The 15288-nt window shown below is 71.5% G+C and carries 13 protein-coding genes and 1 pseudogene; 8 read left to right on the top strand and 6 right to left on the bottom strand.

Annotation, left to right across the window (positions count from 1 at the left end):
- Positions 1 to 101: 101 nt before the first annotated feature.
- The 6 genes from ACTOWY_RS37615 to ACTOWY_RS37640 all read left to right on the top strand — a co-directional run bounded on the left by ACTOWY_RS37615 (position 102) and on the right by ACTOWY_RS37640 (position 8034).
- The gene (locus tag ACTOWY_RS37615) at positions 102 to 2072 is read left to right on the top strand and encodes a tetratricopeptide repeat protein (protein WP_441314353.1); all 1971 of its coding nucleotides are present in this window, start codon (positions 102 to 104) and stop codon (positions 2070 to 2072) included.
- A gap of 174 nt (positions 2073 to 2246) precedes the next feature.
- Complete coding sequence (locus tag ACTOWY_RS37620; RefSeq protein WP_441314354.1) at positions 2247 to 3344, top strand: HesA/MoeB/ThiF family protein; 1098 nt, start codon at positions 2247 to 2249, stop codon at positions 3342 to 3344.
- A gap of 54 nt (positions 3345 to 3398) precedes the next feature.
- The gene (locus tag ACTOWY_RS37625) at positions 3399 to 5387 is read left to right on the top strand and encodes an ATP-binding protein (protein WP_441314355.1); all 1989 of its coding nucleotides are present in this window, start codon (positions 3399 to 3401) and stop codon (positions 5385 to 5387) included.
- Positions 5388 to 5466: 79 nt separating this feature from the next.
- On the top strand, positions 5467 to 6249 hold the full coding sequence (locus ACTOWY_RS37630) for a DUF899 family protein (RefSeq protein WP_441314356.1): 783 nt from the start codon (positions 5467 to 5469) through the stop codon (positions 6247 to 6249).
- 74 nt (positions 6250 to 6323) lie between these two features.
- Positions 6324 to 7286 carry a hypothetical protein gene (locus ACTOWY_RS37635; RefSeq protein ID WP_441314357.1) on the top strand — a complete coding sequence of 321 codons (963 nt, stop codon included), beginning with the start codon at positions 6324 to 6326 and terminating at the stop codon, positions 7284 to 7286.
- Between the two features lie 37 nt (positions 7287 to 7323).
- On the top strand, positions 7324 to 8034 hold the full coding sequence (locus ACTOWY_RS37640; RefSeq protein WP_441314358.1) for a hypothetical protein: 711 nt from the start codon (positions 7324 to 7326) through the stop codon (positions 8032 to 8034).
- Here the strand turns inward: ACTOWY_RS37640 and ACTOWY_RS37645 are convergent.
- The 5 genes and pseudogenes from ACTOWY_RS37645 to ACTOWY_RS37665 all read right to left on the bottom strand — a co-directional run.
- The gene (locus ACTOWY_RS37645; RefSeq protein ID WP_441314359.1) at positions 7925 to 9892 is read right to left on the bottom strand and encodes a hypothetical protein; all 1968 of its coding nucleotides are present in this window, start codon (positions 9890 to 9892) and stop codon (positions 7925 to 7927) included. The genes ACTOWY_RS37640 and ACTOWY_RS37645 overlap by 110 nt on opposite strands.
- Before the next feature lie 466 nt (positions 9893 to 10358).
- The gene (locus ACTOWY_RS37650) at positions 10359 to 11255 is read right to left on the bottom strand and encodes an alpha/beta fold hydrolase (RefSeq protein ID WP_441314360.1); all 897 of its coding nucleotides are present in this window, start codon (positions 11253 to 11255) and stop codon (positions 10359 to 10361) included.
- An 11-nt stretch (positions 11256 to 11266) separates the two neighbouring features.
- Positions 11267 to 12691, bottom strand: a complete 1425-nt coding sequence (locus tag ACTOWY_RS37655; RefSeq protein WP_441314361.1) for an amidase — start codon at positions 12689 to 12691, stop codon at positions 11267 to 11269.
- A complete protein-coding gene (locus ACTOWY_RS37660; RefSeq protein ID WP_441314362.1) occupies positions 12688 to 13257 on the bottom strand; it encodes a TetR/AcrR family transcriptional regulator in 570 nt (189 codons plus the stop codon). The genes ACTOWY_RS37655 and ACTOWY_RS37660 overlap by 4 nt, the downstream gene beginning before the upstream one ends.
- Before the next feature lie 191 nt (positions 13258 to 13448).
- Positions 13449 to 13667: pseudogene (locus ACTOWY_RS37665) on the bottom strand (amino acid permease); the annotation flags it as partial.
- A 233-nt stretch (positions 13668 to 13900) separates the two neighbouring features.
- Here ACTOWY_RS37665 and ACTOWY_RS37670 point away from each other — a divergent pair.
- Positions 13901 to 14284 carry a glycine cleavage system protein H gene (locus ACTOWY_RS37670; protein ID WP_441314363.1) on the top strand — a complete coding sequence of 128 codons (384 nt, stop codon included), beginning with the start codon at positions 13901 to 13903 and terminating at the stop codon, positions 14282 to 14284.
- Positions 14285 to 14309: 25 nt separating this feature from the next.
- Here the strand turns inward: ACTOWY_RS37670 and ACTOWY_RS37675 are convergent, their stop codons facing one another.
- Positions 14310 to 14594, bottom strand: coding sequence for a DUF3040 domain-containing protein (locus tag ACTOWY_RS37675; protein ID WP_441314364.1), 285 nt, complete (start codon positions 14592 to 14594; stop codon positions 14310 to 14312).
- Between the two features lie 148 nt (positions 14595 to 14742).
- Between ACTOWY_RS37675 and ACTOWY_RS37680 the strand changes: the two genes are divergently transcribed.
- Complete coding sequence (locus tag ACTOWY_RS37680; RefSeq protein WP_441314365.1) at positions 14743 to 15282, top strand: DUF2017 family protein; 540 nt, start codon at positions 14743 to 14745, stop codon at positions 15280 to 15282.
- The last annotated feature ends 6 nt before the right edge of the window (positions 15283 to 15288 follow it).

Below are 15288 nucleotides of genomic sequence, written 5' to 3' on the forward strand. Positions count from 1 at the left end.
CCACTGGCACGCCAGCGTCGATCATCCTCAGCAGCGTGTCACGGTGCTGGTGAAGGTCCTCCGAAAACGACATGGTCGTTGCAACCCCTCAGATCGAGGTGTTGCAACGACCACGTGAACCCGCCCTGCCGGAGGGCCCCGGCTGTTTCGTGCTGATCACCAGCCGGCGCCGGCTGGGCGCGCTGGAACACCTGCGGTCACTGGAACTGGCCAAGATGCCGCCAGCCGACGCCGCCGAACTGTTCCTCACCCTGGCCGGAGAGCAGCACCGCGCGGCCGCGGCGGACGTCGCCGATCTGGTGGCACGCTGCGATTTCCTGCCCCTGGCGATCCGGCTGGCCGCCGGGCGGCTGCGGCACCACCCGCGCTGGACCGTGCGGCACCTGGTGGACCTGCTGGCCTGCAAACAGCACCGGCTCAGCGAGATCCGCGCGGAGAAGCTGTGCATCACCGCCGCCTTCGAGCTGTCCTACCAGGGCCTGTCCGCGGACCGGCAACGCCTGTTCCAGCAACTCGGCGAGCACCCCGGCACCGAGATCGACGCCTACGGCGCGGCCGCGCTGGCCGGGACCGACCTGGCCACCGCCAGTCAGGGCCTGGAGGACCTCTACGACGACCACCTGCTCACCGAGACCGCGCCCGGCCGCTACGGCCTGCACGATCTGTTGCAGGAGTACGCCCGGATGCTCTCCCCGCCGGACCGGCGGCAACAACGGCGGGAGGCCCTGGGCCGGCTGCTGAGCTACTACCTGCACACCACCATCGCCGCCACCGCGCAGATCCTGCTCGCCGCCCCGGTCACCGAGGCCGCCGAACCCGCGCGGCCACCAGCGCACAGTCCCACCATCACCGGCGCCAACGCGTTGTCCTGGCTGGACAGTGAGCGTTGCAACCTGGCCGCCTGCGTGCTCACCCCCGTGCCACCAGAACACGCCGGACTGATCACCGCGCTGGCCACCGCCCTGCACCCGTACCTGCGCCGCCGCGGCAACTGGCAGCAGTCCTCGGTGCTCAACCAGACCGCGCTGGCCGTGGCCCGGCACGTCGGCGACCGGCGCGGCGAGGCCAACGCGCTCAGCATCCTGGGCAACGTCGCCCGCCTGGACGGGGACAACCTCGCCGCCACGGGCCACCTCGCCCAGGCCCTGGAGCTGTACCGGGAACTGGACGACCTGGCCGGGCAGGCAGGCACGCTCAACGAACTGGGCGTGGTGCAGACCCTGCTCTGCGATATCCCGGCCGCCAACACCAACCTCGTCGAGGCAGCCGCGCACTACCGCCGGATCGGCAACGAACTGGGCCAGGCACACGCCATGAACGACCTGGGTTTCCTGCGTTTCCTGGCCGCCGACTACTGCTGCGCGGGCGGCAACCTCCGCGACGCGCTCACCCTCTACCGGCGGCTGGGCAACATCCTCGGCCAGGCCAACACCCTGCGCGACGCCGGGTTGATCCGCGGTCTGTGCGGCGACTTCACCGGTGCGCGCTTCGACCTGGCCGAGGCACTCACCTGCTACCGCGCCCTGCACGACGAGCACGGCGAGGCCAACGCCCTCATCCACCTCGCGCTCTACCGGATCGCGACCGCCGAGTACGCCGAGGCGGCGCAAGACATCTCCCGGTCGCTGGCGCAGACCCGCGCTCTCGGCGATCGGCTCGGCGAGGCCAACGCGCTCGCCACCTTCGGGCAGCTGCGCTCGCTGACCGGCGACCCGGTCCAGGCCGCCAGGGACCTCACCCAGGCCTTGGCGCTCTACCGCCGGATGCGCAACCCACTAGGCGCGGCGGTGACCCTGTTCCGGCTCGGCGCGGTCCGGCTCGCCGAGGGCCAGGTCGAGCAGGCCCGCTCGCTGTGCCAGCGCTCCCTGGAAATCAGCCAGGAGATCGGCACGCCCTCGGTGACCGCCGATGCCTCACTCGGGCTGGGCCGGTCCCTGGTGCGGCTGGACAAGCTCGAAGAGGGCCGGGACCACCTGCGGAAGGCGCTGAGGATCTTCACCATGCTCCGCTGGCCGGTGGCCAGCCAGGTGGCCGCGGAAGTGGCCGAACTGGATCGAATTTTGCCGTCCTGACCAGGTGTTTTGCCAGGCTGTCCTGGATCTTGTCCGGAGTGGTGTCCGCACCCGCGGGAGAACCTTGCCTCGATCACACGAGGAGGTGGGTGCGGCCATGGTGGAGATCCGCCGGATCACCAAGAAGATCTTCTGCGACTGGGACGAGCAGGGTTGACCGGGAAAGGGGAACCCGTGCTGCGACCGCGGGTGAAAAGCGAGCACCGGCCGGTCCGCCGCGCCGACGGCCTGGTGCGCATTGGCGGCGCGGTGGCCGGGATCGCGGCCGAACTGCCCGATCCGGACGGTTCGGTGTGGACGTTGCTGACGGCCATGGACGGGGGACGGACGATGGACGAGGTGGTCGCGGAGGTGGTGCGGCAGTGTCCACACCGGACCGCGGCGGATGTGCGGCTGGCGATCCGGCAGCTCGCCACGGCCGGGCACCTGGAGGAGGCCGACGAGTCGGTGCCGAACGGGCTCACCGAGCAGGAGCGGGAGCGCTATGGGCGGGGGCGGGCGTTGTTCCGGTGGATGGACCTCACCCCGCGGCTCTCGGCCTGGGACGCGCAGTTGCGGTTGCGGCAGTCCCGGGTGGTGCTGGTCGGACTGGGCGGGGTGGGCTGCACGGCGGCGCTGGCCCTGGTCAGTTCCGGGGTCGGCCACCTGCACTGCGTGGAACCGGACGTGGTGGAGTTGTCCAACCTGAACCGGCAGGCGCTCTACACCGAGGCGGACATCGGGCATCCCAAGCTCGACGTCGCGCTGACCCGGTTGCGGGCGCACAACTCCGACATCACGGTGACCGGCGAGCGCACCCGCGTCGACGGCCCGGCCGCCCTGCGTGCACTGGCAGGCCGGGCCGAGGTGCTGGTGCTGGCCGCTGACGAACCGGCCGAGATCCGCTCCTGGGCCAACCGGGCCTGCCTGGCCACCGGCACCGCCTGGGCGCACGGCGGCTACCACGGCCCCCAGGTCAGCTTCGGCGTCTACCGACCGGACGGCGGGCCCTGCCACGACTGTGCCCTGACCGCCCGCCGCTGCCGCGATGCCACCCACCCGTGGACACCGCTGCCGGTCGGCGCCGCGGTGCACGCGGCCAACGCGGTCTCGGCGGGGCTGGCCGGGCAGTTCGTCGCGCATGCCGCGCTGAGCCTGCTCACCGGGGTGCCCGCGCTGCCGGTGAACCGGCGGTACGCGCTGAACCTGGTCACGCTGGAGCACCTGGCGTTGCCCGGTCCGCGGCGGCGCCGGCCGGACTGTCCGGCGTGCGGAAACGGAGGAATTCGCTGAGCCAACCGGGTGTTCCCGGACTCGGGCCACCAGGTCCGGGAACACACTGCCAGGGTGGGGTCGAACGAGGTCAGTGGCCGGGTGGGCGGCCATGTCGTGCAGGCGGGCACCATCAACCAGGTGGTGCTCGGCCCCGCCGCCGAGCTGCCCGTCCCCCGCCAGCTGCCACCCTCGGTGCGGGATTTCACCGGCCGCACCGGACCCCTGGCCACGCTCGACGCGCTGCTGTCCGGCCCGGCCGCGGCCACCGTGATCGCCGTGCTGGACGGCACCGCGGGGGTCGGCAAGACCACCCTGGCCGTGCACTGGGCACACCGCGTGCAGCCACAGTTCCCGGACGGCACCCTGTTCGCCAATCTCCGGGGTCACGGACCCAGCTCGCCACTGGACCCCCGGCAAGTGCTCGGCTGGTTCCTGGGCGCACTGGGGCTGCCGGAGGCACGCATCCCGGCCGAGCTGGACACCCAGACCGCGCTGTACCGATCGTTGCTGGCCGGGCGTCGGGTGCTGCTCGTGCTGGACAACGCGGCCGGCGCGGACCAGGTCCGGCCGCTGCTGCCCGGTGCGCCCGGCTGCCTGGTGCTGGTGACCAGCCGGGCCGGGCTGTCCGACCTGGTCATCGGCGAGGCCGCGGTGCCGGTCACCCTCGATCTGCCCTCCACCGCGGAGGCCACCGAACTGGCCGGGCGCCTACTCGGTCCGGTTGCGCCGCAAGGGATCGCGGATCTCGTGCGGGTGTGCGCGCGGTTGCCGCTGGCGCTGCGGGTGGCGGCCGGCCGGGTCCGCCGCCGGGGCGACCTGGACACGGCGATCGAGGAGATCCGGCGTGATCAACAGAGCGGGGTGCGCACCGTGTTCGACTGGTCCTACCGCCAGCTCACCGCCGAGCAGGCCCACCTGTTCCGCCGCCTCGGCCTGCACCCGGGCCCGGAGATCAGCGTGCCCGCGGCCGCCACACTGGCCACGCTCGACCTGGCCACCGCACACCGGCTGCTCGACGAACTCGCCGAGGTCCACCTGGTCGAACCCTTGGGCCCCAAGCGTTATCACCTGCACGACCTGTTGCGCGCCTACGCCGCCGAGGTCGCCGAAGCCGAGGACCCAGTCACCGACCGCGAGCAGGCCGTGCGGGCGCTGCTGGAGTGGTACGCCCAGGTCTCGGCCACCGCCGACCAGTTGCTCTTCCCCGGTTTTCCCTTCCTGCCCAAGGACTTCCCCGCCGCCGAGATGCCACTGACCGACCCGGCTCAGGCACTGGCCTGGTGCACCACCGAACGCGCCAACCTGTTCGCCGCCCTCCAGCTCGCGGCGGAACTCGGCGAGCACCGCCTCACCACGTACCTCGCCTCCACCAGCCGTTTCCGCCTGCGCCTGCCCCGCGATGTGCTGCCGGAACACGTCGAAGCCCTGTCCCTGGGCATCCGGGCCGACCCGGACTCCGCCGCCGAGGCGCTGCTGCGGCTGTGGCGCGCGGCCACCTGCCGGATGCTGTCCCGCTGGCCGGCAGCCCAGGCCGACCTCGATCGGCTGCTGGAGCTGGCCGAACAACTCGGCAGCGCGCGCTGGCGGGCCTCGGCGCTGTGCGAACTCGGCCTGGGCTGCCTGGAACAACATCGGTTCGCGGCCGCCCGCGAGCACTACACCGCCGCGCTGCCACTGGCCAGAACGACCGGCAACCTGCGTCAGGAAGCCGTGGCCGAGGGCAACCTCAGCACGATCTGCACCCGCCTGGGTGAGTACGAGGAGGCCCTCGGGCACGCCGAACGCGAACTGGACCTGCGCCGCGCGGCCGGTGACCGCTCCGGCCAGGCCTGGGCCTGGCTGGACGCGGCGCTAGCCTGGCAGGGCCTCGGCGAACACGACACCGCGATCCGGTTGTGCCAGGAGGCGATCCAGGGCTACCGGGACCTCGGGCGCGGCGGCGAGCCCCTGGCCAGGTGCCTGGAGACCTTGGCGGTGTCCTTGGCGCACACCGGCGATCCGGCCCAGGCCGCGCGGTGCCGGGACGAGGCGGCGGCGATCCGGGACGAATTGGGGCTGTGACCGGCCTGCCGCGATGAGTTCCGGCCGCGGCCCGAGTCTGTCCTGGTGACCGTTCGTCCCAGACCGCACGGAGGACAGCATGACCACCACGCCAGAGCACTCCACCACCACCTCGCCCGGCCGCCCGCCGGTCGTCGATCAGGCCACCTGGCAGGCCGCCAGGGACGAGTTGCTGGTCCGGGAGAAGGCGCACACCCGCGCGGGCGACGCCCTGGCCGCGGCCCGCCGCCGGTTGCCGATGGTGGAACTCGACGGCACGGTCGAGGTCGTCGGACCCCACGGCCCGGTCCCGTTCCTGGAGTTGTTCCAGGGCCGCCAGGAACTCGTGGTCTACCAGCACATGTGGCACGACGGCGCACCGCACCAGGGGCAGTGCGAGGGCTGCACCACCACGGCCTGGCACCTCCAGGACGCCTCCTACCTCAACGCCCGCGGCGTCTCCTTCGCCATCCTGACCGAGGGCCGCTGGGACGAGGTGGCCCCCTTCGTCGAGTTCATGGGTTACACCCAGCCCTGGTACTCGGTGCGCGGCCTGGCCGGGCCGGTCGGCGGCGAGATGGGTTACCTGGTCTGCTTCCTGCGCGTCGGCGACCGGGTTTTCCGCACCTATTCGTGCACCGCCCGCGGCAACGAGACGGTCAACTCCGCCCTCGGCCTGCTCGACCTGACCCCCTACGGCCGCGGTGAGGCATGGGAGGACAACCCCGAGGGCTGGCCCGAGGGAGGCCACTCCTGCTGGTCCTGGCGTACCGACGCCGACGGCAACGCCACCTGGGGCCCGACCGGCCGCCCGGTGCCGCAGTGGACCCGGCCCGGCGCGACCCCGGTGGAAACCCTCGGTCGGCAGGGCCACTGCCACTGACCCCACCGGTAACCTCCGAGAGGGGCAGGAGGAACCTCGGCGAGAGGATCACGGAGATTCACGCGACGGCTGGCGTGGCGCGGGCAGGTCTGATCGCCGATCTCGGCGCGCTGCTCCGGTGGACCAGGTTCGCCGGGCGCATCCCCCGGGTGCCCGCCCGCGCCGCCGAGTACGCCCGTCAGTACGACCGGGTGATCGCGCCGATCGTCGAGTCCACTGTGGACAGTGCACGGCGGGAGCGGATCGGCCGGGCGCTCAAGGCGGCCAGTGTGAAGCTCGGGTTCCTGCTCGGCGGGTACGCGGCCATGGCGGGGTTGCCGCTGCGCAGTGATCTCGCCGCTCTGAGCGGGGCGGTGACCAGGGCCTATGACGATCTGATCGACGACTTCGGCAGCCCCGCACTGGATCGCCGCCTGGCGGAGCTGTTCCACGGCCGGGACTTCCAGCCCGCCGGGGAGCTGGAACGGCTCTTCCACGGCCTGTTCCGCGAGGTCGAGCGGCGGCTCGGCCGGGACCGGGACGATCCGATCTTCACCGCGTTGCGCGAGCTGCACGGCTGCCAGGTCGAGTCCCGGCTGCGCCAGGGCGATCCGGCCATTCCCGCCGCCGAGCTGGCCCGGATCACCGCGGGCAAGGGCGGTTTCGGCACCGTGGTGCTGTTCGCCCTGGTCAGGCCGGGAATGCCGGAGCGTGAGCTGGCGCTGGTGTACGAGCTGGGCGGGGTGCTGCAACAGCTCGACGACTACCAGGACGTCGAACTCGACCGCCGTGCGGGTGTGGTCACCGCCGCCACCAGGGACGGCCTGACCCTGGCCCAGGTCTGCGCCGGACTGCGTGCGCTGGCGCCCCGGTTGCACGCGCGCTACGGCCGGGTGCGCCCGCTGTACGCGGTGGTCTACGCCTACCTGTGGGCCTCCTTCCTGCGCCGCCACCTGCCCCGCCTGGGCAGCGGCGGCGGCACTGCGCGCGGCCCGCTGGGTTTGCTGCTGCGGCCAGGCGACAACCTGGTGCAACAGGCAGTTCACCGGCGGCGATGACTTGTCCAGGGGCAGCCGGGTGGAGGATGGTGGTGCGGTGGCCGCGCCAAGCTCCCACGACCGCGATCTGCCGCGTCCCGACCTGGTGACGCCGCTGGTGGCCCGGTCCAGGGTGCTCGCCCGCGGCCTGTGCGCGCCGCGCGAGCCTGCCTTCGGCGCCGCACACACCCAGACGCTGTGGCTGGTGCTGGCCGCGCTGACGGTGCTGGCCCTGGGCCAGTGGGCGGTGCTGCCGCCACTGCGCGGCCCGGTCACCGCGGCCGGGGTGGCCCTGGCCGTGTACGCGGCCGCGCGCACCGGTTACCTGGTCTGGCTGGAGCGGCGGCAACTCGCCTTCGAACCGGCCTGGCTGGCCGAACGCTCGGCCTGGCTGCGCGACGGCGAGTTCGAGGTCCTCCGCTGTCTGGTCGACGGCCAGCTCCGCCAGCTCACCGAAGTCGACCTCGACCAGGCCCACTGGGTGCAACTCGACTTCACCCACTCCCCGGCCGGGATCGAGCGAATCCGCTTACGCGCCAAGGATGTGCGCATCGAAACCCGCCCCGGCGGCACGCCGACGGTCCGCTTCCCCGAGGCCCGCTACGGCTTGCAGCCCTCGGCCCGGACCACGTTCTGGCGACTGGGCGCCAGCGCGGTGCTCACTCTCGCCCGGCCAGCCGATCCCGCAGCAGCTCGTGCCGGAACTGGTAACTCGCCCCGGCCAGCCGCAGCACACCCAGCCGGTGCGCGTCGTCCAGGAACCGCATAAGCCGCAACGGTGTCCGCCCGCGCAGCCAGAACCACACCCGCGTGGTCCGGAACCGCCCGGCCGCACTGGTCGCCAGCACGGTCAGCCCCAGCCCACCGGCCCCCAGCAAGGCGCCGACCCCGGCCCCCAGCAACCCGATCAGCACCGGACTACTCACCGGCACCGCCAGCCCCAGCCCCGCCACCCCCACCACTCCGGCCAGAAATCCCCCGGTCACACACCCCAGCACCGCACCCAGCCCCGCCGCGTACACCGCCGAAAGCTGATCCCCGCGCAACACACTCGCCGGCGTGACCGCCTCAGCCGGTTCGGTCGGCTCGGTAAACCGCCGCACCACCCCAAAAGCGAGCCCAAAAACCAACCCGATCACCAGCCCGTACACCCCGCCGTACACCACCCCCACCGCGATCCCCCCGGCAATCGCGCCCACCAAACCAAAAACCAGATCCCGCCCCAACTCGTGCCGCCGCAACAACCGCGGCACGAACCGCCGCGGCGCCTCCGCCCGCAACAACCCCAGCAACGCGCCGCCCCCGGCGCCGATCGCCAGTCCCAGCAACGCCCCCAGCCCCGGCCGCCCGAACAACCCCAGTAACAGCAACCCCAACGGCGTGGCCGCGAATCCACCCACCAGCGCGCCACTGACCAGGAACACCGGCCGCGGCACCCGCAACCACAACCGCCACCAGTCCAGCTCCCGCTCCCCCGTGCGCGCGAGGTAGGAAAGCCACCGCTCGGCCTTGACCGGATCCCACCGCCCCACCGGATCCACCTCATTCGACAGCGGCGAGGGCGGCCTGGTCGCGAAGGCCTGACTGGTGAACTCATCCAGCAACCGAGCCTGCACCCCCTCCGCGCTGGCCAGGGCCAGCAGGTCGCCCGGATCCGTCCCCGGCTCGCGATAGGCGGTGCGCGCCAACGACACCATCAACGGCGTCCGCAACGCCCGCGCCAACGGATCAGCCGAGGCGTCCACCAACCGGTCCAGCACCGGCTCCCACAGTTCAAGGCGGCCCCGCGGCGTCGAGTCGAGCAGGTAGCCCACGATCGCCTCCTCCGTCAACGGCAACAACTCCACCACCTGGGATTCCCGCACCGCCCCACCCGCGTTGGCCGCCGCGAACTCCGCACTCCGGCAGGTCAGCACCAACGGCTCCTGCTGTCCCAGATCCTTGTCCAGGGCCCGCAAAGCCACCTCCCGCAACTCCGCGGGCAGTTCGTCCAGGCCATCCAGCACCGGCAGAATCCGCCCCAGCCCCAACAGATCCCGTGCCGCCGTCACCCCAAACCGCGACTCATTCCCCAAGAACGGATAGGCCGACACCAGTGACCGCAACAACCAGGCATCCAGGTTCTCCGCCGGATGCCACCCGGAAACCTGCAACAACACCGGCGTCCGCCCAGGATCCCCCCGCCGCAACAACTCCAGGATCAACAACAGGCAGAACCCGGTCTTCCCGGCCCCAGGCTCCCCGATCACCACCAACCGCCGCGGCGCGTCGCCAAACCCGGAAATCAACTCCCCCAGGTCAACCGACCCCGGCTCCCCCAACCCGCGGCACCGCACCGGCAACCGATCCCCGTCCTCCAGCATCCGCCGCCGGGCCTCCGCCGCCCACTGCCGCCGCACCTCGAATCCGAGCGCGTCGGCGGCGGCCTGGAGCTGTTCGGGCGTGCTGGGCTGGCTACCGGGACGCCAGCGGGTGGCGACCAGCAGCTGTGCCACGGCGGCACCACCGGAGAGCAGGGTGAGCAGGGTGGTCGCGTTGGACGCGCCGTACCGGACCCACATCACGGTGAGGCCCAGTACCAGCACACCCCATACGGCCATCTGGGCGAGGGTCGCGCGTCGGGTCACGAGTCCATTCAACCCTCGCGGTGTGTGCCTGGGGGATCACATTCAGTCAACTATTACCCGGCAGTTGACTGCCTGGCTGGTCGAAGAGGTAGCGGTTGCCGTGGTCGGCGCTGGCGCGGCTACAGCCGAGGCGTTGACCGGGCCGGCCGCGAGGGCGCTGCCGACCAGGAGCATGCCGACGGTGGCAGCCAGTGTGCCGACTGTTCTCGACCAGCGAGCGGGCGCACTCGGGTGACCATGCGTTGACGTCTCCCCACCACTGGCGAAAGCCCAGACAACTTCCCCCGAAAAAGTGCGGCAGGACCAACGGTCAACCACATCAATGACCGTATACGAGAAGACGTGGATCGGGAAAAACTCCGAATCAGCCAACCGCACGGCGTTCGACAACGCGATATTCGGAAAAGGGACTACCGGCAAGGGACTTTCGGACACTTCACTCCGAACGGTGCGGTGGGCCAAGGACTCAGCGGACCTCTCTCACGGCGTCGGCCACCCCCAGCACGGCCTCCCGCACGGCGGCGGGGCATTCCTGCGGGATGAGGTGCCCCGCCTGCTCGACGATCACGACCTTCCCGTTGCCTGCCAACGACATCAGCTCGGTCGCGACCCGGTTCAGCTCCGGCCGGACCGTGGCCATCCCGCGGTCGATCCGCCCGCCCTGCAGGCACACCGTGGGCACCGCGGGCGTGCCCGTGTCCTGGAGCCGTTGCAGCACCGGGAGTGCGGGCGGGATCTGCCTGGCCTCGCGGACTCCGGCTCGCATGGCCCGGCCGCAGGCGTAGTCGCGCCGGATGATCGCCAGGTCGGACTGGCTGATCTCCTCGGATGTGCCGTGTGGCAAGGAAAGCCGCATGATCAGGCGGCCGCCGCCGAGGCGCGCCAGCACCGACATGAGCTGGAAGGACCGGAGAATCCGGCCGGCGTGTTCCGGTGGGATGACCCCGGCGAGGGTGGCGTCGACGAAGACCAGTCCGGCGACCCGCTCCGGGTGCCGGTCGGCGAACAGCCGGATGATGGGTCCGCCCCAGCTGTGCCCGACCAGGACGACGGGAGCGTTCTCGCCCAGGACATCGAGCAAGTTGGTGAGGTCGTCGACGATGCGTTCGAGGGTCCGGTCGTGCGGGTCGAGGTCGCTGCCGCCGTAGCCTGCCCGGTCGTAGGACAGGGTCCGGTGCCGGGTGCTGATCTCGCGCTGGGTGTGGATCCAGGACGCGGCGGGCGCGCTCATCCCGGCTTCGAAGACGATCAGCGGGCCGGGGCCCTCGCCCGCCACCACGGTGCGGAGCGCGCGGCCATCGGGCAGCACGACCCGGTGTTCGGTGAGGCCCGGTCCGGGGTCCAGGGGGCGGTTGTGCGGCATGGGGCGGCCTTTCACTGGTGCCAGCAGGGCGGGTGGACGTCCGCCCACGGGGCCGCGTCCTCGACCTGGGCGGCCAGTGCGAGGAGTTCGACGTCCTGGCGCGGCCTGCCCACCAGCTGCACGCCGTGCGGCAGGCCGTCACCGTCCACATGCGACGGTAGCGAGAGCGCGGGCTGGCCGGTGAGGTTCACCCATGGCGTGTAACAGGACCAGCCGAGCATCAGGTCCGCCTCACCGTCGACGCCGTTGGCGAAGTAGTGGCCGATCGGGACCGGCGGACCGTTGGTGGTGGGGGTCAGGGCGAGGTCGAACTGGTTCAGTGCGGCCAGGAATGTGCTGGCATACCGGGCGAGGACGGTCTGGGCGGTCACGACGGCGGCCGCGGTCATGGTCTCGGCGGCGGCGATGAGGTGCTGGGTGTAGGGCTGGAACAGGTGTTGCCGGTCCGCGGGGACCAGCGTCGGGGCCATGGTGCCGACCGCGTACACGAACATGTCCTTGAGCGCCTGCCGCACCGGCCCGTCGCAGCCCGCCGGGATCGCGATCTCCCGCACCTCGTGGCCAAGTTCGCCGAGCAAGGCGGCCATCCGCCGCACCGCCCGCACGGACTCCGGATGTGCTGCCACGCCGTCGAGTCCGGTCCCGGTCCACATCGCGATCGTGAGCGGGCGAGCGGGCGGCCGGGTGGCGGCGCTGGCGAAGCTGGTCGTGGGTCGCCAGCCGTACAGGTCGCCCGGCGATGGCTGCGCCAGCACGTCCAGTAGCAGCGCCGCGTCCCGCACCGTCCTGGCGATCGGACCTTCCGTGCCCGTGCTGAGGAAGGAACTCACCGGCGGACTCACCAGGCCCCGGCTGGGTTTCACGCCGACCAGGTGGCAGGTCGCCGCCGGAGTGCGGGTCGAACCCGCGCCGTCACCGGCATGGGCCACCGGCAGCAGTCCGGCGGCGACCGCGGCGGCCGCGCCACCGCTGGAGCCACTGGCGTAGCGGCCAGGGTCATACGGCGTGACGGCCGGTCGCGCGGTGACGTCGTTCTCCGTGTAGCAGGCCGCGCCGAACTCCGGGGTGTTCGTCTTGCCCAGGATCACCGCGCCCGCCTGCCGGAGCAGTCCTACCGACCAGGCGTCCTCGGCCGGGACGTGCTCGGCCAGCGCGGCCGACCCGAACGTGGTGCGGATGCCCGCGGTCGCGTACAGATCCTTCAGCCCGAGCGGCAGCCCGCACAGCGGCGACCACTCGCCGCGGGCCAGGCGTTCGTCCGCGCGGGCGGCGTCCCGGCGGGCGAGTTCCGGGGTGACGGTGACGAAGGCGCCGAGCCCGGCGTCCAGGCGGTCGATGCGGGCCAGGTAGTGCTCGGTGAGTTCGCGGGAGCTGATCTCGCCTGCGCGCAGGGCGTCCAGCTGGGCCACCGCGGACAGCTCGTGCGGCTCGCTCACGGCGTCACCGTCGTTGCGGTGAGCAGGCAATGTGCCGTGCGGGTGATCGTGTCCAGATAGTCGGGGGTGAAGCTCGCGCGCCCGATCAGCCTGCGGTGCATCAGCGAGCCTTCGATCACGTCCGCGACCAGGTCCACATTGGGCGCCACTTCGATCTCACCCCGTTGCACGGCCCGGTCCAGCGCGTTGCGCAGCGGCAGGATCCGGCCGGAGGCCATCGTGAGGAACCTGGTCTCGGCGCCATCGCGCAGCTCGCCCAGCAGCCCGACCAGCCCGTCGATCCACGGCGCGGACCAGGCCGCGGCCAGGTCGTCGACGTAGGCCCGGAGGTCGCCGTGCAGGGAGCCTGCGTTGAACTCGCGCACCGGCGGCAGGTGCGCGGCGAGCGCGTCGGTGGCCAGCTCCGCCTTGTTGGCCCACCGGCGATACACGTCGCTGCGGTGCGCCTCCGCCTGGGTGGCGACCTTGGTCATGGTCAGGGCGTCATAGCCCTTGCTGGTCAGCAGCGCCCACGCCGCCGTCAGCAACCGGTGCTCAAGATCGAGATCCCGTGGTCGGCCAGCCATCACGCCCGCACACCCCCATTACGCTACGACTTGTAGCGGAAACGGTAGGGGTCGCGGGGCATCAGGTCAACCGGTCGCGGCGACGGACCATCCGCCAGCCGAGCCGCAGGGCCAGCGCGACCACCGGGATCGAGTCCACCGCGTTCATCACCTCGCCGATGATCGGCACGCCCAGGCGGGAGAACACGGGCGCCGACCGCCAGGAAGATCCGGATAGCCAGGACCTTGCTGAGCGCGAACCAGAACTCCAGTTCGCCGAACCGTTTCACCGACACCAGGTTCACTACCAGCAGGACGGCCAATGCGACTAACGCAGTCACCCATTGCGGTACTTCTGGCAACCAGCGATTGAGGTAGCTCGCGACCGCGGTGATCTCCACGATGCCGGTCATCGCCCAGCTCGCCCAGTGCCCGCATCACGAAGAAGGCCCAGTGACCTGGCGTTGCCCCCGTCCCGCGTCGCCGCGGCGGCCCGCGCTCGCTCCATGGCAGTGACCCCTCCGGCTCGGCACGCCATGGCGGAGCGGCACCCCATTAACAATTCAACAACGTCGGTACGCTGGCGAAGGATGCGATGGACTTTCGGGCAAGATGGAGCCAGGGCAGGCAGCGTCGCCGACTCACCGGAGAAGAATTCGCCGACATGATCGTCAGCTTCGAGGGACTCCAGTTCACCGCCGATCACAACTGGGTTCGTATCGGTGGCGATACCGCGCGGATCGGGATCACCGCGTGTTTCGCCGAACGGCTGACCGGGTTACGTGAGGTGCGGCTGCCCCGGCCCGGCGACCGGGTGCAACACCTGGCCCCGTGCGGGCTGCTCGCCACCAGCTGCTGGACCGGCGACCTGTTCACCCCGGTGACCGGCATGGTGACCGCGGTGAACCAGCGGGTGCTCGACGAGCCCGAACTGGTGCGCGGTGATCCCTACGGTGCGGGCTGGCTGTTCGAGGCCGATCTGGCGGACCAGCCGGGGCGGCTGCTCGACGGGCTCAGCTACCTGGAGCTGACCAGCCAGCACACCTGAACGTCGCCCGACTGTCCACAGTGGACTATCGGTGGCGCAACCGTTTCCAGGTGAACCAGGTCAGCACGCTCACGCTGATCACCGCGCCCAGCACGATCAACTCGATCCAGGCCCCGGACACGCCGATCACCAGCACGGTCAGGCCCAGCGCGTACGCGCCAAGCACGCCCAGCAGGGCCAGCACCGCCTGCCGGTTGCGCAGGGACGGCGAACTCAGTCCCAGGAACCGTTCCGCCAGCCGGGGATCCTCCTCGGCCAGCCGTCGCTCGATCTCGGCCAGTGCGCGTTGCTCGTGATCTCGTAGTGCCATCTCCGGCCTCCGCCCGTGTGCCCTCACGGGTACTACCTCGATCAGCGCTCAGTATCCACCCGGATCAGCCGGTCGGGTAGCTCCCACGCCCTGCTGGGGGACACGAACCGGTAGGCTGCGCGCTCTGGCGAGGATGGGGGTGGCGGCGGTGATCCGCTGGGCACGGGCCGGCGCCTGCTTCGCCGGTCACGGTCAGCCGCACCGGATCCGCTGGTTGCGCGCCCGGCTCGGCGAGCTGGCCCAGTTGATCGACTGGCGCACCGCCCAGTACTCCACCGGCTATCCGCTCGGCGAGTTGCTGGGCATGCCGTTACCGCCGGAGTTGCCCAGCGAACCGGTGCTGGGCACGTTGTTGCGCGCCGCGCTGCTGGACCGCGACGATCCGGCCGAGATCCAGCTGTGGTGGGAGCCGGACTTCCTGGCCGAGCTGCGCGCGGGCGTCACCAGCACCCTGGACACCCTGGACGAGTCCACCGGGCTGATCTCGCTGCCCGCCGATCCGGCCTCGGTGCGTGGCTGGAGTTCGGTGCTGCTGCACCTGCGCATCGCCTACACCGCCACCTGGGCGCCCGAACTGCTCACCACCGGCGAACTGCCCGACGCGCCCGCGGACCGGCAACTCACCTACCAGCACGCGGCCTGGCTGTGGGACGCGGTGAACACGCTGCACGCCTTCGCGGTCAACTGACCGTTC

Origin of the sequence: Crossiella sp. CA198, from assembly GCF_052078295.1 — a bacterium.
Taxonomy (GTDB): Bacteria; Actinomycetota; Actinomycetes; order Mycobacteriales; family Pseudonocardiaceae; genus Crossiella.

Coding starts and splice junctions, on each gene's coding strand:
- ACTOWY_RS37630 (WP_441314356.1), top strand. CDS start 5,467: ATGACCACCACGCCAGAGCACTCCACCACCACCTCGCCCGGCCGCCCG.
- ACTOWY_RS37650 (WP_441314360.1), bottom strand. CDS start 11,255: ATGCCGCACAACCGCCCCCTGGACCCCGGACCGGGCCTCACCGAACAC.
- ACTOWY_RS37660 (WP_441314362.1), bottom strand. CDS start 13,257: ATGGCTGGCCGACCACGGGATCTCGATCTTGAGCACCGGTTGCTGACG.
- ACTOWY_RS37670 (WP_441314363.1), top strand. CDS start 13,901: ATGATCGTCAGCTTCGAGGGACTCCAGTTCACCGCCGATCACAACTGG.
- ACTOWY_RS37675 (WP_441314364.1), bottom strand. CDS start 14,594: ATGGCACTACGAGATCACGAGCAACGCGCACTGGCCGAGATCGAGCGA.